General features: G+C 42.9%; 21 protein-coding genes. 13 read left to right on the top strand and 8 right to left on the bottom strand.

The genetic code is table 11. The features are described 5' to 3' along the window. Window positions 1-27 precede the first annotated feature (27 nt). A complete protein-coding gene (locus WA352_RS13410) occupies window positions 28-495 on the bottom strand; it encodes a MarR family winged helix-turn-helix transcriptional regulator (RefSeq protein ID WP_033133204.1) in 468 nt (155 codons plus the stop codon). A 148-nt stretch (window positions 496-643) separates the two neighbouring features. Between WA352_RS13410 and WA352_RS13405 the strand changes: the two genes are divergently transcribed. From WA352_RS13405 to WA352_RS13345, 13 genes are all read left to right on the top strand, one after another. Next, on the top strand, window positions 644-1,756 hold the full coding sequence (locus WA352_RS13405; RefSeq protein WP_033133196.1) for an amidase: 1,113 nt from the start codon (window positions 644-646) through the stop codon (window positions 1,754-1,756). Window positions 1,757-1,774: 18 nt separating this feature from the next. Then, window positions 1,775-2,941, top strand: coding sequence for an acyl-CoA dehydrogenase family protein (locus tag WA352_RS13400; protein ID WP_033133195.1), 1,167 nt, complete (start codon window positions 1,775-1,777; stop codon window positions 2,939-2,941). Between the two features lie 41 nt (window positions 2,942-2,982). Next, the gene (locus tag WA352_RS13395; protein WP_005321701.1) at window positions 2,983-3,510 is read left to right on the top strand and encodes a nuclear transport factor 2 family protein; all 528 of its coding nucleotides are present in this window, start codon (window positions 2,983-2,985) and stop codon (window positions 3,508-3,510) included. A 30-nt stretch (window positions 3,511-3,540) separates the two neighbouring features. Further along, entirely contained in the window at window positions 3,541-4,818 is a 1,278-nt protein-coding gene (locus WA352_RS13390; RefSeq protein WP_033133194.1) for an aromatic ring-hydroxylating oxygenase subunit alpha, read from the top strand. A 10-nt stretch (window positions 4,819-4,828) separates the two neighbouring features. Next, complete coding sequence (locus WA352_RS13385) at window positions 4,829-5,314, top strand: aromatic-ring-hydroxylating dioxygenase subunit beta (RefSeq protein WP_033133193.1); 486 nt, start codon at window positions 4,829-4,831, stop codon at window positions 5,312-5,314. A gap of 10 nt (window positions 5,315-5,324) precedes the next feature. After that, on the top strand, window positions 5,325-6,062 hold the full coding sequence (locus WA352_RS13380) for an SDR family NAD(P)-dependent oxidoreductase (RefSeq protein WP_033133192.1): 738 nt from the start codon (window positions 5,325-5,327) through the stop codon (window positions 6,060-6,062). Between the two features lie 34 nt (window positions 6,063-6,096). Next, the gene (locus WA352_RS13375) at window positions 6,097-7,050 is read left to right on the top strand and encodes a PDR/VanB family oxidoreductase (RefSeq protein ID WP_033133191.1); all 954 of its coding nucleotides are present in this window, start codon (window positions 6,097-6,099) and stop codon (window positions 7,048-7,050) included. 66 nt (window positions 7,051-7,116) lie between these two features. Continuing rightward, a complete protein-coding gene (locus WA352_RS13370; RefSeq protein ID WP_171248647.1) occupies window positions 7,117-8,076 on the top strand; it encodes a p-hydroxyphenylacetate 3-hydroxylase reductase component in 960 nt (319 codons plus the stop codon). A gap of 198 nt (window positions 8,077-8,274) precedes the next feature. Further along, a complete protein-coding gene (gene feaR / locus WA352_RS13365; protein ID WP_005205201.1) occupies window positions 8,275-9,192 on the top strand; it encodes a transcriptional regulator FeaR in 918 nt (305 codons plus the stop codon). Between the two features lie 203 nt (window positions 9,193-9,395). After that, the gene (gene tynA / locus WA352_RS13360; protein WP_162180571.1) at window positions 9,396-11,711 is read left to right on the top strand and encodes a primary-amine oxidase; all 2,316 of its coding nucleotides are present in this window, start codon (window positions 9,396-9,398) and stop codon (window positions 11,709-11,711) included. Between the two features lie 83 nt (window positions 11,712-11,794). Continuing rightward, complete coding sequence (locus tag WA352_RS13355; RefSeq protein ID WP_033133188.1) at window positions 11,795-13,072, top strand: hypothetical protein; 1,278 nt, start codon at window positions 11,795-11,797, stop codon at window positions 13,070-13,072. Window positions 13,073-13,138: 66 nt separating this feature from the next. Continuing rightward, window positions 13,139-14,746, top strand: a complete 1,608-nt coding sequence (locus WA352_RS13350) for a GMC family oxidoreductase (protein ID WP_033133187.1) — start codon at window positions 13,139-13,141, stop codon at window positions 14,744-14,746. 44 nt (window positions 14,747-14,790) lie between these two features. After that, window positions 14,791-16,278: an NAD-dependent phenylacetaldehyde dehydrogenase gene (locus WA352_RS13345; protein WP_033133186.1), complete on the top strand. Its 1,488-nt coding sequence runs from the start codon at window positions 14,791-14,793 to the stop codon at window positions 16,276-16,278. 70 nt (window positions 16,279-16,348) lie between these two features. On the opposite strand, the gene WA352_RS13340 is transcribed toward WA352_RS13345, so the two are convergent. The 7 genes from WA352_RS13340 to catC form a co-directional block, all read right to left on the bottom strand. After that, a complete protein-coding gene (locus WA352_RS13340) occupies window positions 16,349-18,763 on the bottom strand; it encodes a penicillin acylase family protein (protein ID WP_050511449.1) in 2,415 nt (804 codons plus the stop codon). Between the two features lie 355 nt (window positions 18,764-19,118). Beyond that, window positions 19,119-19,892 carry a 3-oxoadipate enol-lactonase gene (gene pcaD / locus WA352_RS13335; protein WP_033133184.1) on the bottom strand — a complete coding sequence of 258 codons (774 nt, stop codon included), beginning with the start codon at window positions 19,890-19,892 and terminating at the stop codon, window positions 19,119-19,121. Between the two features lie 10 nt (window positions 19,893-19,902). Next, window positions 19,903-21,117 (bottom strand): 3-oxoadipyl-CoA thiolase, encoded by a 1,215-nt coding sequence (pcaF, locus tag WA352_RS13330; RefSeq protein WP_033133183.1) that lies wholly within the window; start codon window positions 21,115-21,117, stop codon window positions 19,903-19,905. Window positions 21,118-21,506: 389 nt separating this feature from the next. Then, the gene (locus WA352_RS13325) at window positions 21,507-22,160 is read right to left on the bottom strand and encodes a 3-oxoacid CoA-transferase subunit B (RefSeq protein ID WP_033133182.1); all 654 of its coding nucleotides are present in this window, start codon (window positions 22,158-22,160) and stop codon (window positions 21,507-21,509) included. After that, entirely contained in the window at window positions 22,157-22,846 is a 690-nt protein-coding gene (locus tag WA352_RS13320; RefSeq protein ID WP_005204607.1) for a 3-oxoacid CoA-transferase subunit A, read from the bottom strand. The genes WA352_RS13325 and WA352_RS13320 overlap by 4 nt, the downstream gene beginning before the upstream one ends. Before the next feature lie 119 nt (window positions 22,847-22,965). Beyond that, a complete protein-coding gene (gene catA, locus WA352_RS13315) occupies window positions 22,966-23,886 on the bottom strand; it encodes a catechol 1,2-dioxygenase (RefSeq protein WP_033133181.1) in 921 nt (306 codons plus the stop codon). A gap of 119 nt (window positions 23,887-24,005) precedes the next feature. Beyond that, the gene (gene catC, locus WA352_RS13310; protein ID WP_005190515.1) at window positions 24,006-24,296 is read right to left on the bottom strand and encodes a muconolactone Delta-isomerase; all 291 of its coding nucleotides are present in this window, start codon (window positions 24,294-24,296) and stop codon (window positions 24,006-24,008) included. Window positions 24,297-24,309: the final 13 nt, after the last annotated feature.

Raw genomic sequence — 24,309 nt, 5'->3', positions numbered from 1 at the left:
GCATAGACATGGGCTTTTGTCGTTGCTTTAGCTTGAGGGCATTAAATCAAACAGCTTTTTTAATTGACCATTCAACTGATGCAGTTCAGCATCATCAAAGGCATTCAGAATCCCAGATAGGGTGACTTGACTGATCTGGTTAATTTGTTCAACCATTTCTTTACCTTTCTCGGTCAGTTTCACCATGGAGATACGTTCATCCGATTCGGATGAAAACACCTGCACAATATCATCTTCAACTAAGCGATAAACGGCTTTGGTTGCCGTGGTTAGCTTGAGGGTAGAGAGGTTGGCAATCTCGGTAATACTGGCTTGTTCAAGCGCATTGGTGCTTAAAATAATTTTACGACGTGTATTGTCGATACCTAGTTTTTTAATTGATTTTTCAATAAGTTGTGTGTATTTACCATTCACTTGAGAGATCCAGAAAAAAGGATAGCTCTGTAAGCTGCTCGGTTCATTGTTGGGTAGAAATTGTTCTAAATGAGTAAGCATAGCCAAGTCATTACTTTTATAAAAATGGACATTCAGCATTATACAAAAATTAGAAACATTTTCTTTGTTCTTAATCATGAAAAATACTTGACAATTACATTACTTTTTCCGATATTTGTGATAAGTATAAAAATACATGGAAAAGTGAATGAATATTATTGTACAAGAGGTACAAAAAGGAGCAGGTGCTTTGAAAGTCATGGTGAAAGATTCCATTGATATTCAAGGTATACAGACCATGGCAGGCAGCAAAGCCTTAATGCGCAGCCAACCTGCAAGTACAAACGCAGAAGTGGTAAACCGTATTCTCGCAGCGGATTGCCAAATTACAGCAAAGACCAATCTGCATGAACTGGCGTTTGGGATCACAGGGATTAACCATCACTTTGGTACGGCACTTAATCCAAAATATCCTGAATTGATTCCGGGTGGATCATCTAGCGGTTCTGCGGCTGCGGTTGCAGCTGGTCTGGCAGATTTCACCTTAGGCACCGATACAGGCGGTTCGATTCGTATGCCCGCAGCATGTTGTGGGGTTTACGGTTTAAAACCGACCTTTGGCCGTGTCAGCCGTGCAGGTGTACATCCAGCAACAAGTTCATTGGATTGCGTTGGCCCTTTTGCAAATTCAGTCAAGATGATTGAAACCGCAATGCAAATCATTGATCCCACTTTCCATCAACATACTGAATTGACTCAGGTACCGAAACTGGCATGGCTCAATGTCGTTGCTGATTCAGTCGTCATTGAGACGATCCAGCAATATCTGACCCAAGCCAATCTGACAGTATCAGATGTGACTTTGAAAGGCTTTGAAGCTGCTTTTAATGCAGGGATGCAGATCATCAATTATGAAAATTGGCAAGCCTACGGTGAGTTGACTCAAACAGGCTTGCTGGGTGCTGACGTCAATGCTCGTTTACTCAAAGCAGCCGACACCACATTGGCCCAAGTCAAACAGGCGGAGCAGGTGAAAGCTGATTTTACCGCCGAGCTTGATGCCTTACTGACTCAATACGATGCCTTGATCTTACCGACCTTACCACAGCTTCCACCTAAAGTTGCTGATGCTGAAAATACCGTAGCTTTTTTAAACCTCACGGGATTGGTTCGACCTTTTAATCTTTCTGGACACCCTGCGATTTCAATCCCACTGCAAACCAGTGAAGGATTACCTGTGGGCTTACAAATCGTGGCGAAACACAATGCCGATGAATATTTATGTGCTGTTGCGAAATATATCGTGAGTGCAGCGCAATAACCGAAAAGGAATGAGGGAATGAATAACTTATCGATAAAGGAATTTGTCATGGACACAACTACAACGGAATTAGAGCGCTTGTGTCAAGAAATTCGTGAACGTGCCTGCACAGGGGAGTTCGATAATCAGGCCTATGTCAGTCAGGACATCATCGACAAACTAAAACAGATTGGTGTTTACCGTGCTTTGGTTCCAAAACGTTTTGGCGGAAATGAATGGTCTCCAAAACAGTTTTGTGAATTGATCGAACAACTCTCCAAAGCTGATGGCTCAGTTGGTTGGGTCGCAAGTTTTGGTATGAGTCCTGCCTATTTGGGCAGTTTGCCAGAAGCAACGCTTGAGCAGTTGTATAAAGATAGCCCTGATATTGTGTTTGCAGGTGGTATTTTCCCTCCACAACCCGCCGAGATTACCGATGCAGGCGTGGTGGTGAGTGGACGTTGGAAATTTTCCAGTGGCTGTATGGGCGCGGATATTGTCGGGGTCGGGATTTCGCCACAAAAAGACAACGAAGCCCAAGGTCTACCGCGCATGGCAGTGATGCCAGCCAATAAAGCTCAAATCGATATGACGTGGGACACGGTCGGTCTAAAAGGTACAGGCAGCCATGATTTGGTGGTAAAAGATGTGCTGGTTGCGAAGGAATGGACTTTTGTTCGTGGTGAACCGTCCAAGTTACCTGAGCCATTTTTTAAATATCCATCTTTATCTTTAGCCACTCAGGTCTTAACCGTGGTGGGGATTGGTGTTGCTGCCGCAGCGATCGAAGAATTTCAAAAACTGGCACCGGGCAAGTCTTCAATTACTGGTGGTGCGGAAATTGCCAGCCGACCTGTAACCCAATATGAATTTGCCCAAGTCGAAGCAGAGTTTAAGGCTGCACGTGTGTGGTTCTACGACACCATGCAGATTGTCTGGAATGAAGTGCTTGCAGGGCGTACGCCAACTGCAGAACAAATCAGTGACATGCGTTTGTCTTGTACCCATGTGGCACGTGTGTGTGCCCGTGTCACCCGCAAAATACAGATGCTGGCAGGGATGACCGCGATTTATACCCACAATCCATTTAGCCGCTTTGTGAATGACACCAATGTGGTGACGCAGCATGCCTTTATGGGAGATGCCACTTTACAGAATGCAGGTTTGGTCAGCTTCGGCATGAAGCCAGCACCTGGCTATTTATAAGCTTAATTTTATCAACCCGTGTGGCAACAAGGATGAGTGACATGAATGCGCCAATGGATATAACGGAACTGTTACAACGCCTGCAACAGCTTGAAGCCCAAAATGCGATCCGTAACTGCATTAACCGTTATATGGAAATTTGTGATGCCTTGAATGCCGATACCGACCTGAATGAATTGATGGATTTATTTGATCAGGACAGCATTTGGGAAGGCATAGGCGAAAAATATGCCGAGTCTTTTGGTCGCTATGCGTCATGGCAAGCCATTTATGACATGTTCAAAAGCTATACCCAAAAGCAGTCGCATTTTGTTATGAATGCGCATTTTGTCAGTTCAGAGCAAATGTATATCGAAGCGGATCAAGCCAATGCCAACTGGTTGATGTTGCAAACCTCAACCTTCCATGATGGTCGTAGCCATTTAAATGCCGCCAAACTCACGGTGCAGTTTAAACAGCAACACGATGGACGTTGGAAGATCAAACATTTTCAGACTGAAAATATTTTCAGTCGTCCTGTATCTCACTGGGACAGCACAGCCGCATTGCCAGTGCCGTCTCAGCAATAACCAATGGATAGACCGAAAAGGATAGTGGATATGAACAGTATTATTCCAATGCAGAATATTGAAATGGATTACAACGAGTTAGTTCAAAGTGATCGTGCCCATACCTCATTGTATAAGGACGAAAAAATCTTTGAAGATGAGATGGAAAAGATTTATTACAGCACTTGGGTGTGGGTAGCACATGCCAGCGAAATTCCAGATGGTGGTAGCTATAAGACCATCAATATTGGTAAGCAACCTGTGGTAGTGGTGCGGGATCGTAAGAAAAAAGTCCATGTACTGCTGAATCGTTGTCGTCATCGTGCTGCAACAGTGTGTGAACATAAAAAAGGTAAAACCAACAGTTTTGTTTGTCCATACCATGGATGGAGCTATGCGCTAGACGGTTCTTTACGTGGTGTACCTTCACCTGAAAGCTATGGCGAATGTTTAGATAAATCTGAGTTTCCATTGATTAGCCTGCGCGTTGAAGAATACAACGGCATGATTTTCGCGACATTTAAACAGGATATTGAACCTTTAGAAGATTTCTTGGGTGCTGCGAAAAAATGGATCGACTTGTTTATGAAACAAGGGGCTGGTTATCCAATCAAGGTCTTGGGTGAACATCGTTTCCGTTTTCCAGGTAACTGGAAAATCCAATTGGAAAATACGACCGATGCTTACCACTTTCCATTGGTGCACAAGTCATTTTTAAGTTCAGTCGATGAAAAAACCGAAGAACTGTTTAACTTTGAAAATCAGCCGGGTTATGTCGAAGACCTCGGTAATGGTCACAGTGTCATGGTGATGATTCCTGAACTGGTTGATCTGGATGAAGAATTAATGGAGCGTCCAATTCAGGAACGTTTTGAAGACTTGGCTCAAGCCTTGCGTGATGAAGGACATGAAGAACTGGAAGTGCGCCGTATTGTGCGTGCAGTGGGTGGTTCTGGATTTAACCTGAACCTGTTCCCGAACATTGCCTGCTCAATGGCGTTCTTCCGCGTGATGCAACCGATTTCTGTCAATGAAACAGAGATTCATCATTCCGTCATTACCATGGATGGCGGTCCACAAATTGCCAACCAGTATCGTTTACGTCTGCACGAACATTTCCAAGGTCCATTTGGCTTTGGTACGCCAGATGATTCGGAAGCATGGGAGCGTGTACAGCATGGTGCCAATGCGGGGAATGACCTGTGGATCATGCTGAATCGTGGCTTGTCAGGCGAAGTTAAAACTGAAGATGGCTTAAAGAGTGATGTCAGTGCTGAAACAGGGATGCGCGCTGCTTATCAGCAGTGGAAAAAGATGATGACGGCTTAAGGAGAGCGCCATGAAAATCGATTTAAATTTACTGAATGAAGTGACCGCTTTTATCTGGGCAGAAGCCGATATGCTGGACCATTCTGAGCATGATACTTGGTTGGACCTTTGGAATGAAAAAGGTGTGTATATCATCCCGATCGATCCAAAACTGACCGATTATGAAAATAATTTGAACTATGCCTATGACGACCATCATATGCGTAAGTTACGAGTACAGCGTCTGGAAAATGGTGAAGCGATTTCAACTGCACCTAAAGCCAATACCGTGCGTAGTGTTTCGCGTATCCGCATCGTCAAAGATCAAGAGGGCGAAATCATTTTGCGTTGTGCACAAAACCTGCGTGAATTCCGTAAAGAAAGCCTCAAACATTACACCGCTGATGTGACCTTCCATTTGGTTCGTGATGTGGAACAAGGCTTTAAGATCAATCGTAAAATTATCAACTTAGTTAACTCAACCGATACCTTGGCGGGTATCAGCTATATTCTCTAGGAGCGAAAAAATGAAACAGGTTGTTTTAGTCACAGGTGCCGCTTCGGGTCTAGGGAATGTCATTGCTGAGTATTTTGCAACACAGGGACATCAAGTAATTGTATCTGCCAGTACTTTAGAAAAGGCTGAGCAGGCTAAAGCTCGTAGCCCGTATGCAGAAAATATGTTTGCCTTAAAACTGGATATTTCAGTTGAAGCCGATTTCCATGCCGCAGTGCAATGGATTCAGCAGAAATTTTCGAAGCTGGATGTGCTGATTAACAATGCCACCATGACCAAGGCAACCCCAGTTTTAGAGATTAGCGCGGCGGATTTTGACATGATCACGCAAGTGAATCAGCGTGGCACGTTCCAGTCATGCCAGATCATTGGCAAATTTATGGCCGATCAAGGCTATGGCCGTATCGTCAATATGGCGTCTTTGGCTGGACAAAATGGTGGGACTGCGACGGGTGCACATTATGCCTCTACTAAAGGCGCAATCATTACCTTGACCAAAATCTTTGCCAAAGAGTTTGCCGCCAAAGGAGTGACCGTGAATGCAATTGCCCCAGGACCGATGGAGTCACCGATTGTGCATAGCGTGGTCTCAGACGAGAAAATGGCGCAGTTTATTCAAAATATCCCCGTTAAAGCTTTGGGCAGCATGGAATTTATTGCCGAAACCTGTGCGCTATTGGCCAGTCCAAGTGCTGCCTTTGTAACTGGGGCAACATGGGATATTAACGGTGGATTATTTATGCGTTAAGCCTTAGGCGAGATGCATATCAGGGAGAGAAATCATGACGATACTGTATAACGTGGTGGTAAAAAACCGTCATGTCGAAGGTGGGAATGTTGCAGTCATGGAGTTTGAATCTGCAAATTCGACCGTATTACCCAAAATTGAAGCAGGTGCGCATATTGATGTGCACCTTCCGAATGGCATGGTGCGTCAGTACTCATTGTGCCAGAACCCGAATGATGTCGGTAAGTTTCGACTCGGCATTCTACGTGATCCCGAATCACGTGGTGGTTCAGTATCGGCTTTTGATGATTTAAAAGATGGCATGCAGATTCAGGTCAGTGAACCGAAGAACCTGTTTCCTTTAGTGAAATCTAAACATGCGGTACTGGTGGGTGGGGGGATCGGGATTACCCCACTGATTACGATGGCTTATCAGTTGGCACAGGAAGGTACTTCTTTTGAACTGCATTACTGCGGCGCAAGCCCAGAACGCTGTGCTTTTGTCGATGAAATTAAACATGGCGTCTTGGCGCCTTTCACGACCTTTCATTTTAAATCGGAAGGAGCGAGCCACCGTGAGTTTTTTCAATCCGCCATTCAAGACATTGATCAAGATAGCCATATCTATACCTGTGGTCCGAATGGATTTATGGATTGGGTGATCAATTTAGCCCTGACACAGAATTTCCCTGAACAGCAGATTCATAAGGAATACTTTCAGGTTGAGGTTGAAACAGGCGGCGATGCATTTGAAGTTGTGGCACAGCAAAGCGGCAAGATTATTATGGTCAATGCAGAAGAAACCATTTTGCATGCCTTGGCGCGTGAAGGCATCGAGATAGAAATGTCATGTGAACAAGGCGTTTGCGGAACCTGTATGTGTGATGTGATCGAAGGAGAACCTGATCATCGTGACGTGTATTTTACCGATGAAGAAAAGGCCAGTAATGAACAGATTCTGGTGTGCTGCTCACGTTCTAAGTCAGCACGATTGGTACTGGATATTTAAGCGATTTAATCAGGATAAATCGCTATCCAATATCGGCCAGAAACAGGATAAAAGATTCAGGAGAGAATAATGAATTCACTAAAATCAATGGATGAAATCACAATAGATCCAATGCAGTTCAGACGTGCTTTGGGCAATTTTGCCACAGGTGTCACCATTGTGACTGCGCAAAATGAACAGGGTGAAAAGGTAGGCGTGACTGCCAATAGTTTTAATTCAGTGTCGCTAGATCCACCGCTGATTTTATGGAGTATTGATAAGAACTCATCCAGTTTTCCTGTGTTTGAGCAAGCCACTCATTTTGCAGTGAATATTTTATCGGGCTCGCAGATTGAATTATCGAATAAATTTTCACGTCGCAATATCGATAAGTATGAAGGCACCAGTTATCAGACGGGTTCGGGTCAAGCGCCCATTTTAGACCATTGTTCTGCGGTATTTGAATGTGAACGCCATGAGATTATTGAAGGTGGAGATCACTGGATTATTATTGGTAAAGTGGTGCGTTTCCGTGATGAAGGGCGTAGTCCATTGGTCTATCACCAAGGTGCTTATTCGGGTGTGATTCCACATCCGTTATTACAGTTAAAAGACTCAGTGGAAGCTGAAGATATCGGTGAAATGCATCAAGGGCATTTATATAGCAATGTCTGTTATTTGATGAGTCGGGCTTTTAAATTCTATCAAACTGATTATATTCCCAAGCAGCTAGTGACAGGATTCCGCACCAGTGAAGCACGTTTATTATTGGTACTGGGCAGTGGTACTGCGTCGAATAAAGCAGATTTGCCTCGTGATATTGCTATGCCGATGCGTGAAGTGGAGCAGGCAGCGACCATTCTGAAAAAAGATGGTTTGCTGATTGAGAGTGATGGCTTTTTCAAACTCACCGAAAAAGGTAAGAAAACTGCGCATTATCTATTTGATATCGCCGATAGCCATCAAAATGAGGTGTTTGAAAAATATTCTGATGAGCAAAAGGAGACCTTTATCACCATGCTGAGAGACTTTGCTGGTGTAGCATAAGCGGAGTGAAGCTGATAAATTGAGTTCCATTTATCAGCTTTGGACCGAGCTGATTCTAATCAAAAAAGAATTCCAAGGATGAGGAATTTTTGGCACGCAACTTGTTTATTGATCAAACATGATTGCATACAAGCCAAAACAGAGCACCAGCGCTAAAGAACAAACTTTAGCAATTGTGCAGCACAGGGGAGCGAAGGGATGAATCAATATGTGAGTGATGCACTGTTAATGTGGACACATCATATCAAGAATGTGTGCGGCAATTTTGAAACAGATTTTGATGGCACACGGAATTTATTTATTGGTGAAGTGCAATGTTTTTTACTGGGTGATACCGAGATTGCCTTTATTAAAAATAATGCCAATAAAATCGTCCGAAAGGCGGATGAAATCGATCGGGTCAATAATCGTTTCTGTTTTTTGATTTTGCAGAATTCGGGCAAGATGTTGCTGCAATATAAAAATGAAACTTTGACCTTAAATGAGGGTGATATTGTCTTGGTTGATCCCGTCGAAACCATTTCGATGTTTCCACAAGGTTTAGTCAGTCAAATTTCAGTGCATCTGTCACGGGAAAAGTTGCTGAAAGAGAATATTAGTTCTGAATATTTTGGTAAGTTGATCACCCAAAATATGAGTGGTTTTTTGCTTAAGAATATTTTGAAAAATATGTCGCCTGAAAATATCAAGCTTTGGTATGCATCGGAAGATGGCAATGCCTTTGAAGATGCGTTGATTGCTCTCATCAAACCAACCATTAATTATAAAAATATCAATAATAATCAGAATCATCTTTTGGAAAAAGCAGAGCGCTATATTATTGAAAATCTGACAAAACCTGATCTCTCTCCCAAGTTGATTGCCGCACATATCGGGGTATCGTTACGGCATTTGTATCGATTATTTGTGCAAGAAAATTTATCGATTAATAAATACATACAGATCAAACGACTCGAGAAGGTCAAAACAGATCTGCTGGATAAAAGAAACAAGCAGAGTTCGATCACTCAAATCGCGCTGAAATGGGGCTTTTGGGATGGTGCTCATTTTTCAAAGATCTTCAAAAAAACCTATGGCATCTCTCCGAAAGAATTTAGAGAAACGATGTTGGCTTAAACATTTTAGATGTCATTTTTAGACAAGTTCCGCGTCATTCTTGGACAAGCTAGACCCATGTAACTGTGTTGAAATTAAACCAATAAGGGAAGATTAAAGCGCTTCAATCGACTTGGAATATGAAGTTGATTTTAGCCGCTACACACAGAGCAAAGAGCATTTTAACGATCTGATACAGATCGCTCAGGGATAGATGAAAAAGGATCAACGTGATGCGTAAACAAAGATTATTCAAAGAGATACAAAAAATACTGGCGTTTAACCTATCCATCGCTGCGAGTTTGTGTGGTGTTCATAGCACGGCTTATGCGCATGGTGAGGCTGCCGAATTGGTGCCACTGTACCAAAACATGACTGAACAGGGTGCCAAAGTGGTCAAAGATGACTTCACGAATAGCTATACCATCTCCAAAGGTTCTATTGTGGTCAGAGCCAAACCCAATTCAGATCAGGTCTTGGTGAATGGAAAACCCTTAAAGCTGAGTGTTCCAGTATTAATCAAAGACGGTAAACCTGTTATTGGGAAAGATTTTTTCAATGAGGTGTTTCAGTCGGGTTTAGATCAAACCTTTAAAATTGAAAATACCTTTCATCCGCTCAATAGCTTAAATACAGATGAAATTAAAAAGACCTTTGACGTCATTAATCGCTCAAAGTATGCCTATAAAAATATGCGTTTTGCCGAGCTGAAGCTGAAAGAGCCAGAAAAGGCCAAAGTCTGGGATTTCTTTATCAATCATAAAGAATATCAAGATGATCGGGTGGCATCTTTCATTTTATTGAAAGGCAATCAGGCAATTGAAGGCGAAGTGAACCTGACGACGCAACAGGTTAGCAAATGGAATGTATTAAAAGACACGCATGGCATGGTGTTACTGGACAACTTTGAGACCGTACAGCGTGTGATTGAGGCCAGCAAAGAATATCAGGACGCTTTGCGTAAACGTGGTATCACCGATGTGAAGAAAGTGATTACCAATCCATTAACGGTGGGCTATTTTGGTGGGAAAGATGGCTTGGATAAACAGCTTAACGTCTTAAAAGTGGTGTCTTATCTGGATACGGGAGACGGTAACTATTGGGCGCATCCGATTGAAAACCTTGTCGCAGTAGTGGATTTAGACAAAGAAAAAATTATTAAAATTGAAGAAGGAGCAATGATTCCTGTACCGATGACAGACCGTCCTTACGCCACCAAGAATACCCAGCCACCGAAAATCAAACCGCTGAATATCAGTGAACCTGAAGGCAAGAACTTTACCATTACAGGACAAACCGTACATTGGGGGAATTGGTGTTTCCATGTCGCACTAGACTCTCGTGTTGGCCTGCAACTTTCAACCGTGACCTATAAAGATAAAGGTGTAAAACGCAAGGTCATGTATGAAGGTAATCTGGGCGGCATGGTGGTTCCTTATGGCGACCCAGATATGGGCTGGTACTTTAAATCTTATCTGGATTCAGGCGAGTATGGCATGGGAACCCTAACCTCAAATATTCAACTGGGTACCGATGCACCAGAAAATGCGGTGTTACTGGATGCCGTCATTGCCGACTATAAGGGCCAGCCGCAGATTATTCCGAATGCCATCGCCATTTTTGAGCGTTATGCAGGACCTGAGTATAAACACCAAGAAATTTTTGGTGATCAGGATGCTAGCGAAGCACGCCGTGAACTTGTGGTGCGCTGGATTAGTACGGTGGGTAACTACGATTATATGTTTGACTGGGTCTTTGCTCAAAATGGTGTGATTGGGATTAATGCAGGTGCGACAGGGATTGAAGCGGTGAAAGGCGTTAAAGCACGAACTATGCATGACAGTACCGCCAAAGAAGACACCAAATATGGCACCTTGATTGACCATAATATTGTCGGAACCACGCATCAACATATCTATAACTTCCGCTTAGATATGGATGTAGATGGAGAAAATAATAGCTTTATGCATATGGACCCTGTGGTGAAGGCCAATGACCGAGGTGGTGTTCGTACAAGTTCGATGCAAATTGACAGTAAAGTGATTAGCAATGAGCAAAACGCGGCTGAAAAATTTGATCCATCGACTATTCGTTTACTCACCAATTTCAACAAGGAAAATAAATTAGGCAATCCCGTTTCTTACCAATTGATTCCGTTTGCGGGCGGAACTCACCCAGTGGCGAAGGGTGCTAATTTTGCCCCGGATGAATGGCTATTTAAACGCCTTAACTTTATGGATAAACAAATTTGGGTGACACAATACAATCCAGATGAACGCTATCCAGAAGGGAAATATTCGAATCGTTCAACTCATGACACAGGTTTAGGTCAGTTTATTCAGAACAATGAAAATATTGAAAATAAAGACCTTGTGGTCTGGATGACCACAGGAACCACCCATGTGGCACGCGCTGAAGAATGGCCAATCATGCCGACGGAATGGGTTTATACCTTGATCAAACCTTGGAATTTCTTTGACAACACCCCAACGTTGAACTTGGGTGATGAACAGGAACATGCCCAACACGAGCATCACTAACAACGCAGATCAAGTTATATGGGTAATCCAAGATTACCCAAAACTGAGCGTTAAGTAGATAGCTGACAAAAAAGGAATTTTGTATGAAAACTTTAGTTTCTCAAGTCGTGAGAGGGACGCTGTTTGTCTCATGTTTTTCCACTGCATATGCAGGTGAGCTTGAAATTAAACCGATTTTTGAAGCCACTTTTGGTGCTTTTAGCAGTGCTAAAAGCTATAACGGTGAAAACATCGATGACCAACGGATCAATTGGCAAGAAGGCCACCTTAAATATGGTGCCAAAGGGCAACAAACATTTCAAAACCATCAGCTCTATGCCAGTTTAAGCGGAATCAGCTCAGCGACATGGGGCGATGGTGATGCTGGTCAAAATAGCAATGGTCAAGAACATAAAACCGATGTGAATGAATGGGTGATTGGTTTTAAAGATGGTACCCATAAAGATGAATTGACGACCTACAATTTCAGTATCGGTCGGCAAAATATCATGATCGGTGATGGTTTTTTTGTTGCGGGTGATGCCTTAAATCTGGGTAAAGCACCTGCGGATGGGGCACTCGATCGAGGTGGGGCCTATTATCTGGCAGCACGACGCAGCTTTGATTTTAGTAGCCTGCTTCAATACAAACCGCAACAGGATACAACGCTAAAACTGGCGTATTTAAAGTCGAATAACAAAGCACAATTTTCATCAGAACTGTTTGTGACGGATCTGATCTATCAACTTAAAGATAAAGGCATCGGCTTTACTTATTTAAATGTCTTGGACCTTGATGATGCCGAACACATTTCAGGACGTCAGGATCTTAAGAATTATGCCTTACGCTTGAACTATCAAGCCTTAGCTGAACTGCAACTGAAGTCTGAATGGGTCGTTCAGGATAAACAGGACAGCACGGAAAATGCGGGCTATCTGGGACTGAACTATAACTTCTTATCTACAAAATATACGCCGTCCCTAGGTTATCGTTTCAGCCATTTTTCCGATCAGTACGACCCCATGTTTTACGGCAATACGGTTGGATTTGGAACATGGTTTCAGGGAGAAGTCGCTGGAAACTATGCAGGGCCCTTCAATAAAAATGCCGATATTCACCAAGTTTCTTACAGTATTAATTTAAAAGAAAATTTTATGCTGGGTGCATTGGCTTATAAGTTTCAAACCGTAAATAAGTCATTTGCAAATGTGGATGGGCATGAGCTGGATGTGTTTTCAGTCTGGTCAGTCAATAACAATCTCACCGTTATTCCGCTGATCGGACTATATAAGCCAAAGCATGATATCCACAGTGGTGGCACTCAAAATTATGATGACAAAACCAATTTATATGCCCAGTTGATTCTGCAATACATCTATTAAATCAGTGCGAAGCAGACCGTATTTATTGGCGGTGCATTCATAGAAATAAAATGAGGGTGAAATCAGATGAATACACAATATGACTATATCGTGATTGGTGCTGGCTCGGCAGGCTGTGTTGTTGCAGCACGACTATTAGAAGCCAAGGCTGGGCGTGTTCTCGTTCTAGAGGCAGGAAGTCGAGATAGCAGTATGTTTCATACCATACCTGCAACCGTGATTAAAGTATTCCAGCAGAAATCATGGCAATACATGACCGTCCCACAAAAGTATTGTAATCAGCGAGAGATGATCCTTGCACAAGGCAAAGTGTTGGGAGGTGGAAGCTCGGTCAACGGGATGATCTATTGTCGAGGTCAACGTCAGGATTATGATTTATGGGCCTCGGAATGGGGATGTAATCAGTGGTCTTATCAACATGTACTGCCTTTTTTTAAAAAGGCAGAAAAAAATGAAAGTCTTGCTGATGAATATCACGGACAAGATGGCATTTTACCTGTCAGTGAAAACCGTTATCGGCATCCTTTGACGCTTGCTTGTATTAAAGCAGGTCAGCAAATGGGGATGAATTACGTCAATGATATGAATGGTTGGGATCAGGCGGGTGTAGGGTTTTATCAAACGACTACTCAAAACGGTTCTCGGGCGAGTACCTCAAAAACTTATTTAAAGTCAGTCGAAAACCACCCAGACCTTACAGTGATTACGTATGCTTTAGTCCATAAAATTGAAACTCAAGGTGATCAGGTGACTGGGGTGACTTATAGTGTTGGCGGAAAATCCCCCATTACTGTACAGGCTCAAAAAGAAGTCATTCTGAGTGCTGGTGCAATTGGCAGTCCTAAGGTTTTATTACTTTCGGGAATTGGTCCAAAACAGCATTTAGATGAACTCGGAATAGAATGTATACGTGACTTACCTGTAGGTGAGAATTTTCACGACCATTTGCATATGTCGGTTAATGCGACAGTAACAACCAATAATAGTTTGCTCGGTGAAGACCAAGGTTTAACTGCGGTACGACACTTTTTACAGTGGTGTTTTACACGTTCAGGATTGTTAACCACCAACATTCTAGAAGGTGGTGGTTTTATTGACACCAATAACAATGGTCGACCAGATGTGCAGTTCCATTTCCTGCCTGTCCTGGATAATTTTGATAATACCCCCGGTGAAAAAGGCACAGCTCAAGCACATGGACTGACCATTAAAGTCGGACATATCCAGCCAAAAGCGCGAGGCACTCTACGTTTAAGCAGTAAAGATCCGAATGCAATGCCGATCATTGATCCGAACTATTTAGGTCACCAAGACGATATTGAGGCCAATATCCGTGCGGTACAGGCTGGGCTGCGCTTATTACAACAACCTGCCTTAAAAGCCATTGTCCAAGACATTATTGAGCCTGCAAATATTGATCCTGAGAATGTTGCCGCGATTGATGCATGGATGCGCCAGAACATTAAAACGGTTTATCACCCTGCGGGCAGTTGCAAAATGGGCAATACACCAAAAGATTCAGTCACAGACCAGACGCTTAAAGTACATGGCTTCCAAAATTTACGCGTCATTGACTGTTCGATTTGCCCACAAGTTCCAAGCGGAAATACCAACGCAATTGCCATCATGATTGGTGAACGCGGTGCAGACTTTATTTTGAATCAAGTCGCTTAGTTGCTGTCATAACAAAATTTTAGAAATGAAAAGAGGAAAAGAAAATGAGTGAAGTTCAGATTTTACAAAGCGTACAGCAATTTATGGCACGTCAACATGGGCATTTTATTGATGGAAAACTAGTTGCTGCTGAGCTTTTAGATAAAGTGGATATTGTAAATCCATCGACTGAACAAGTGGTTGCTCAAATTAGTATTGGTAGTCAACACGATGTCGAAAATGCGGTGAAAAGTGCGGAACATGCTTTTCAAAATGCTTGGGCTGAAACTACGCCCTATGAACGCGGCGTTAAACTGAACAAGCTCGCAGATTTAATTGAGCAACATGGTGAAGAACTTGCACAGCTAGAGTCGTTGTCTACTGGAAAACTCATTAATATTTCCCGCCATCTTGAAGTCGCACAATCTGTTATTTTCTTAAGATATTTTGCGGGTTGGGCAACCAAAATTAATGGTCAAACCATGCAACCTTCTATTCCTTCTATGCAAGGTGAAAAATATACGGCCTTTACTTTAAGACAACCGATTGGTGTGGTTGCAGGGATTGTGCCTTGGAATTTTTCACTGATGATTGGTGTCTGGAAAATTGGTTCAGCGTTAACAACTGGTTGCAGCATTGTGCTTAAACCAAGTGAGTTTGCCAGCTTATCTTTATTACGTTTAGCTGAACTTGCCATTGAAGCAGGGATTCCAGCGGGTGTGATTAATGTGGTGACTGGTAAGGGCGATACAGGACAATATTTAATTGAGTCTCCGCTGGTTAAGAAAGTCTCATTTACAGGTTCAGTGCCGACAGGCATTGCCATTGGTAAGCTCGCGATGAGCAGCGATTTAACCCGTGTCAGTCTGGAGTTAGGCGGAAAAAATGCCATTGCTATTTTGGCAGATGCAAATATTGATGAGATTTTGCCGACTTTATTGCAAGCAACTTTTGTGCATCAAGGGCAAGTTTGTGCATCACCAGAGCGGTTTTTTGTACACCGTACAAAATATGATGAACTGGTCGAGAAACTCTCTAAAGCACTCTCTAGTTTCAAAATTGGATCGGCTATGGATGAGGGAAGTATGTTTGGTCCACTCTCTAATCAGCCACATTTTCATAAAGTAAAATATTATTTAGATATGGCAAAAGCCAACAATCAAATTATTGTAGGGGGAGAGGCTTTAGATCAGACGGGATATTTTGTACAGCCGACTTTAATTTCCTTCAAAAATACCGATGATCCTTTATTTTCAGAAGAAACTTTTGGACCAGTGGTCGGAGTAATGCCATTCGAAACTGATGAAGAACTTATTCAACTGATGAATCAGTCGCGTTTTGGTTTAACTGCAAGTATTTGGACCAATGACTTATCTAAAGCTTTGCGGTTAATTCCGAAGATTGAAGCAGGAACCTTATGGGTCAATATGCATACATTCTTAGATCCATCCGTTCCATTTGGCGGGGTGAAAGCTTCAGGAGTTGGCAGAGAATTTTCGGATGCATTTATTGAAGATTACACCGAATTAAAATCGGTGATGATTCGCTATTAAGTCAATAAAGAGGTTTGTTATTTGAGACATAACAAACCTCAGTCTTTAAAATTAAAATTGGGCTAAAAAGTTAGTAAGTTAAAGTAATGCTTTGTTGAGTTGCTTGGTCGATTTCCTTTTGACTCACTGCATCCTCTTTACATTTATAACTTTCAAATAAAGGAAGCTGATCTGCAAAATGGGCATCAGTTTTTCCATTTTGATTGATAAAGCCACTTTGTCCTGGGGCTAAAATCGAACACATGCTGACTTGATTTGGATTTAACACCACTCTAAACGTAGCACTTCCTGTATTTCCATAAGTACTAAGCTGTTGTTCATGTGATGGATCAGCCCATGGAATACCGACTGAATTTTTGCTGGAAAAGCCCATGGTCGCCACTGGAATTTTCCAGTCATTCGAGTCAGTAGAGTGATACTGTTTTGAAAGTTCAGCCAGTGCGTTTTCTAAAGCTTTTAATACAACCTCATCCGCTGTTTGTCCTTTTAAGAAATCAATATTTTGTGGAACACTTGCCTGTTTACCTTGAAGAGCATTCCAGATTAATTTTGAGGCGCTGGCTGGCTGGGCACTACGTGGATCATTATTGACTGGATAAAGCGTATCGGTATAACGCTGATAAATACTTTCTGATAAGTTCGGTTTTAATACCAAGATAATTATCTGATTCAGCCATGCACGCATAATCGCTGGCGCTGCACCCTGATAATATTTCCCTTCACGATCTGGGCGTAATTTTAGATCCCATTCTGCCAATAGCAGTGCGACTTTTTTAGTTTGGGCCGAGGCTTTATCACTTTGTGCGGCTTTGATCATAGAGGGAATAAAATAGCGTGCATTCAGATCCGACCAAGCACCTGTTTTATTGATGTCCCAAATCTCTTGCTGGCTTAACTTTAGTTTGCTTTCCAAAGGTTCGATCAGTTCATTGACACGATCAACATATGAGAAATTCGAAGAGTCAGAACGTAACCCTGCATACGCTTTATTGTTCCAACTGCTGATATAACCTTTTTCAGGATTATATTGTTTTGGATTCTGCGAGAAATCGTAGAAACCTTGCCATTCCATTGAACCATCGCCAAGTGCAGGAAGTTGAATATGCTGGTTTTCAGGGCGAATCGGTAAACGTCCTAAAGCAGCGACCCCGATATTATTCTTGGTATCGGCATAGAACCAAGTAATAGAGGCTGCGACACGTTTGGCTTGAGCAAGGAACTCTTCCCAATTGCTGGCCTTGGCTGCATTGGCCCAGCCTAACAAGGTTTCAATTTCTACACCTTCCCAGCTACGTTTTTGAGCATAGGCGGTGTGATTTTTTTCATCCCATGTGCTGACAAAGCCTTGTTTGCTCTTATAAACATCTAAAATATGGTCCGCCTGATTTTTCACTTTTATTTTTACTTGCTTGTGTTCAAATGGAATATAAGCACCTTTGTATAAATATTCTTTTGAATTACTTGGGTTTAGAGTGAGTTGGTAAACATCGTTAGTATCGAGTGAGCCTACCGTAGAACCCCATGCGATTTTGCCATTGGTGCCAAATAAAATTGCAGGTAAACCGACAGGGGTAATACCTGTTAGGTCATAGCCAGCGCCGTGCAGGCCAATTGCATAGGTGATGGCAGGGGTATACCAGCCTTGTTGGGGGCCATTATATAAAACAGTCTGGCCCTCAATGGTCTTATCTCCCTTTACTACCCAAGCATTACTGGCAGTGGGTACGCCATCGACCACGCTTTTACCCAGTGCAATACGTGCTTGTGCCAAATATTTTTCTGCTGCCTGATTGGAGATGGGCAACATCTTTTTTGAGATCGCTTGTTGTCGTGCTGAAAGTTGTGCTGCTTGTTCGGACTGAATAATTGTTGGCGCTTTTGGATCATCTAACCAACGTAATTGTTGATAGACTTTCAGACCTTCTGTTTGGCCTTTTTCTTTTTGTAGTTGGGTGAGCAAGTCTAAGTTTGAAACTTCTAAACTTGCTGAAAAGAAGCGATTGAGAATGAGGCCGACCCAAACCATTGCTATGTCTTCTGTTTCCCAGCTTGAGGGTTTAAATCCATAATCAACAAATTCTTTTGGCATGAGTGCTGGATTGGCTAAAACTTCTTTGATGCGTTTATTGAAACCTGCCGCATAACCCTCAAAAATTGCACGGTCTTTAGGAGAGAGTCGCGCAATTTGTTGTCTGATATTTTCTGGATCAAAACGACTATGTGTTGCAATGTCATACTGTAAATAGTCTGGTCCCAGCACTTCGGCGACCGTACCTTGGCCTGTACGTTTTGACATCTCCATTTGAAATAAGCGATCTGTTGCCACTGCATACCCATAGCCATAAAAAAGACCAAAAGTATCCTTGGCATAAACATGTGGTGTTCCATAGTGATCACGCTTAATTGTGATTTGCTTTTGTGCCGAGATAGAGTCGGCCTGTGTTGAGGAGTGACAGCCGATCACAAAAAATAAACAACTAAACATACCAGACTTGAGTAACAGTCGAGTAGGGAAAGGTGGGTAGTTCGAACTTTGATTTTTCAATTGAAATATCCTTGTTTCATTATTTTTGAAAAGAGCGTACTTTTTAAAAGCCTGCTGAATAAAGAATCAGTAAATATTGTGCTGATTCTTTATTTAAAATTATTGTTATTTATCTCTGTAATTTTCCACTATTTACTGGGTATATCTTTATACCTTTTAAATGAGTGAATTGGTTCTAATAGGCTTAATCCTTGAAAAAGAACAATACATTTTTGAAGGTGAAAGTGGAGAAGATCTATTTCGTTGAGCAATAAAAAGGGATAACAATTATCCCTTTTTATCAATCATTAAATCACTATAAAAAATTTTCAAGCGCTACATTAAATGCCTCGGGACATTCAATATTTGAAATATGTGAGGCATTGATTTCTACTAACTGGGCATCTGGAATCTGCTGTTGCATAAATTGTCCATCGGCAACGGTAGTCACAGGGTCTTGTGTGCCAGCGATGACTAAGACTGGAATGGTAATATCCTTCAACTGTTCACGGACATCCGCTTTAGCCAAAGCCTCACAACAATTGACATAACCATTTGCGCTGCCAGCACTTAAGTCGTTACACAGATTATTGACGATTGCAGGGTGACTTTGGATAAAGGGATCTGTAAACCAGCGTGAAGCTGCTGTGGTAACGATAGGAACTAAACCTTGCTTTCGAACCAGTTGGGCACGATCCAGCCATGCTTGTTCCTGTCCAATCTTCGCAGCGGTATTACTCACAACGACACGCTGAAAACGTTCTGGATAATGGATGGCAAGCCATTGACCTGTTATTCCACCCATGGAAATACCACAGAAATTGGCTTTTTCGATCTTTAAATGATCGAGTAGGTGAATCACATCTTCACCAAGTTGTTGCAGGGTATATGGGCCTGTTGGTGTTGAAGATGAACCATGACCGCGTGTGTCATAACAAATCACATAAAAGTGTTCTTTAAAATAATTGAACTGCTTTTGCCACATGCCATAGTTGGTACCTAAAGAGTTAGAAAATACCAATGCAGGGGAGCTGGGATCGCCAAAGGTTTGATAATTAATTTGCGCATCAGCGGATTGAAAAATGGGCATGAAGTCTTCCTTAATTTTGTTCAACACGTTGAATAATTAGCGCAATGCCTTGACCAACACCGATACACATTGAACACAAGGCATACTGACCTTTGATTTGTTCAAGCTGATTCAAGGCAGTGGTGACTAGACGCGCACCCGAGGCACCTAAAGGATGACCCAAAGCAATCGCGCCACCATTTGGATTGACACGTGCATCGTCATCCGCCAAAGCTAAATCACGAGTCACGGCTAAAGCTTGTGCGGCAAAGGCTTCATTCAACTCAATCACATCCATCTGCGCTAGAGAGAGATTGGCTTGTTTCAGTAATTTTTTGATTGCAGGTGCAGGTGCAAAACCCATAATCCGCGGTTCAACCCCAACGGTAGTCGCAGCAATAATTTTGGCGCGGGGCTGGAGCTGATATTTTTCCACTGCTTCGTCCGAAGCAATCAACAAGGCAGCAGCACCATCGTTAATTCCAGAGGCATTACCTGCTGTCACAGTGCCTTCTGCTTTAACCACACCTTTAAGTTTGCTTAGGCCTTCTAATGTGGTTGATGCTCTTGGATGCTCATCGCTATCCACTACAACTGCATCACCCTTACGCTGTGGAATATGGACAGGTATGATTTCATTGCTGAAGAAACCTTTGGCTTGTGCAGTCGCCGTACGTTGTTGGCTGTTGAGCGCAAACTGATCTTGATCGGCACGATTAATATTGAATTGTTCCGCCACGTTTTCTGCGGTTTGTGGCATGCTATTCACACCATACATGTCTTTGAGTTTTGGATTGATAAAACGCCAGCCCATGGTGGTATCTTCAATCTTTTGACTACGGCCAAATGCACTGTCGGATTTTCCCATCACATAAGGCGCACGACTCATGCTTTCGACCCCACCCGCAATAATCAAATCAGCTTCATTGGCTTTAATGGCACGTGCAGCCATCGCAATCGCATCCAGTGATGAACCACATAAACGGTTTACGGTGGTTGCTGGAACTTGATAAGGTAAGCCTGCCAATAAGGCTGACATGCGTCCCACATTACGGTTATCTTCACCCGCTTGATTGGCACAGCCATAGATCACATCATCCACTTGTTGCCAGTCGATACTTGGATTGCGTTGTATAAGTGCCTGAATTGGAATAGCTCCCAAGTCATCAGCACGGACAGGTGCAAGACCGCCTGCATAGCGACCAAATGGGGTACGGATGGCATCGATGATATAAGCGTTTTTCATATTCTTACATTTCCATTTCTAAATCTGTTGTGAGCACTGCCACAAATTATGGGTTTAGTCATTCTTCCTTTGCGTAGGCAATGCCTCACTTTTGACAGGGCAAAAGTGACAAAACCCTTTGTTGAACAGAGGAGGCTTCCTTGCCTCCCTGTTCAACGGGCGACATCCATGTCGCCTGTCACGATAGTCAATTACGGGAAACATCTAAATCTTAGTAAGCAGAAGTTGTATTTAAACCTTACCATTCAAGGTTTCGCGGTAGCGACATGGATGTCGCTTCGTTACTTTTTATCCTTAAAAATCTCCCCTAACCCCTCTTTATAAAGAGGGGAACTCCTCCCTTTTTTAAAGGGTGAGGAACGATTAAAGTTCCGTAAGGGAGAGATTCATTATCCTTGAGTTGCATCAATCAACTGAGCACCCGTCAACGCCTGTAACTCCTCAAAGCTCAAACCATCCACTTTTTTAATCACTTTTAAACCGTCTGTAGTCACATCAATCACACACAGGTCGGTATAAATACGATCGACACATTTCAAGCCTGTGGCTGGATATGAAAGGGTTTCAACAATCTTGGGTTCACCCTGCTTGGTGTTGTGATCGGTGGTGATAAATACTTTCTTGGCGCCTACCGCCAAATCCATCGCACCACCTACCGCAGGAATCGCATCTGCTGCACCAGTATGCCAGTTGGCTAGATCACCAGTGGCTGCGACTTGAAAGGCGCCAAGTACCGCAATATCCAAATGACCACCACGCATCATGGCAAAAGAATCACCATGATGGAAAAAACTGCCACCCGTCAGCATGGTCACATATTCTTTACCTGCATTAATTAACTCAGGATCTTCTTCACCTTTGGCAGGCGGTGGACCAAATGCCAACAGGCCATTTTCCGAATGTAGGAATACATCTTTATCCGCAGGAAGATAATTGGAAATCTTGGTTGGCAGGCCTATGCCGAGATTGACATAAGCACCATCAGGAATATCTTGTGCGACACGTTCAGCAATTTGGTCACGGCTTAATTTTTGATAGCTCATTGTTCTACTCCTGTGCCATTGGCTGTATCAACAGCGACCACATGCTGTACAAAAATTCCAGGGGTAATGATGTGTTCAGGATCAAGCTGACCGAGTTCGACCAGTTCAGACACTTGTGCAATGGTGACATCCGCTGCCATCGCCATGATTGGGCCAAAGTTACGTGCAGATTTGTTATAGACCAGATTGCCCCAGCGATCGCCTTGATGTGCTTTGATTAAGGCAAAGTCAGCTTTGATGGGATATTCAAGTACATAGTCTTTGCCATCGATATGACGGGTTTCTTTACCTTCCGCCAAGAGTGTTCCAAAGCCAGTTGGGGTAAAAACTGCACCGAGGCCCATGCCCGCAGCTTGAATACGGCATGCCAGATTACCTTGCGGCACCAGTTCCAATTCAATCTTGCCAGCACGATAGAGTTCATCGAATACCCATGAATCGGACTGACGTGGGAAAGAACAGATGATTTTACGTACTGCCCCTGTTTTAAGCAGTTTGGCCAAGCCATAATCACCATTGCCAGCATTGTTATTGACGATGACAAGGTCTTTGATACCAAGTTCGATCAATCCATCAATCAGTTCAGCGGGTTGTCCTGCGGTGCCAAAACCACCAATCATGATGGTTGCGCCATCCTTGATCTGTGACAGTGCCTCAGTCAATGTGAGCGTACTTTTATCAATCATAAGGCCAACCTTTTATTCATGTTTTCAAATTTCTATACATACGAATTGCTGTATAAACGGGTATGCATAGAAATTTAAAAACTGTGAGCTAAGGTCTAGCTCACAGTAAATTTGTGGTGTTAAGCACCGACACGACGACGGTCGACTTCAGTGCTTGGTGCACCTGTTTTTTCTGCAACCAATTCAACATTAAAGGTAATGTATTTGAATGGCTTATTCACCCCACGACGAGCAAGTTCAGCTTCATCCGTCACATCAACAGCAGTAGCGACCAAGCCTTCACGTGTTGCAAATGCAAAGTCATCCCACAGATATTGATCGCCTTCGATATTGAACTGCGTGGTTAATTTGCGATAGCCTGGCGCAGAAACAAAATAATGTACATGAGAAGGGCGGTTACCGTGACGGCCGAGCAAGTTCAGCACTGCTTGAGTAGTCCCTTCAGGTGGGCAGCCATAACCCACAGGCATAGTGGTCTGCGCCACATAGTGACCATCAGCATCCGATAAAATGGTACGGCGTAAGTTAAAGTCAGATTGTGACTTATCAAAGAATGAATAGTTACCGAGGCTGTTGGCATGCCAAACTTCGACTTTAGCACCTTCGATAATATTACCTTCAGGATCAGTGACTGTACCTTCAATGAATAAGGTATCGACTTTGTCTGATTCAGAACCGTCATCCATACGGGCAAAACCAACAGATTCAGGCGCGCCAGCCACATACAATGGACCTTCGATGGTACGTGGAGTTCCACCTGTAATGCCTGCTTTGGCATCTGCTTCATCAGCACGTAAATCTAGATAATGCTCAAGACCTAAACCTGCCGCCAATAAGCCAAGTTCATTGGCTTGGCCTGCATCGGTAAAGTATTCTAGACCTTTCCATAGCTCACTTTGTGAGATGTCCAAATCTTCAATCGCCTGAAAAAGATCACCGAGCAGACGAACCACGATTTGTTGTACACGTGGATTGACTTTACCTGTCGCAGTATCCACATTCATTTTTTTAACCAGTGCATCGATTTCTTGACGGTTCATACATATTCTCCTGAAGTATGATAGTTTTTGGTGGCTCGCGGACTTGCTGTTTTGCTGCTTGCTTGGCTTGCCACATTCCTTGTTCAAATTCTGTTGCGATCCTGATGCCACGATGGGCTTTAGCTATCGTCTTCGCGGATGGCTGATGGGTGACGATTCATCGCCATCACTTCAATATTCATGTAGGGATACAATGGCAGCCCCTGTAAAATATTGTGCAGCTCTTCATTGCTTTCCACATCAAAGATACTGATATTTGAGTATTGTCCGGTAATGCGCCAGATATGACGCCATTTACCTTGACGCTGTAAATCTTGTGAATAGGCCTTTTCAACAGCTTTAATTTGATTGGCTTGTTCAACTGGCATATCGAGCGGGATATTTACATCCATTCGTACATGAAAAAGCATCGCAACTCCTTAA

This window comes from Acinetobacter sp. 102, from assembly GCF_037028485.1.
Lineage (GTDB): Bacteria > Pseudomonadota > Gammaproteobacteria > Pseudomonadales > Moraxellaceae > Acinetobacter > Acinetobacter higginsii.
The sequence above is the reverse complement of the archived record's forward strand: the minus strand, read 5'-3'. Positions and strand labels throughout refer to the sequence as shown.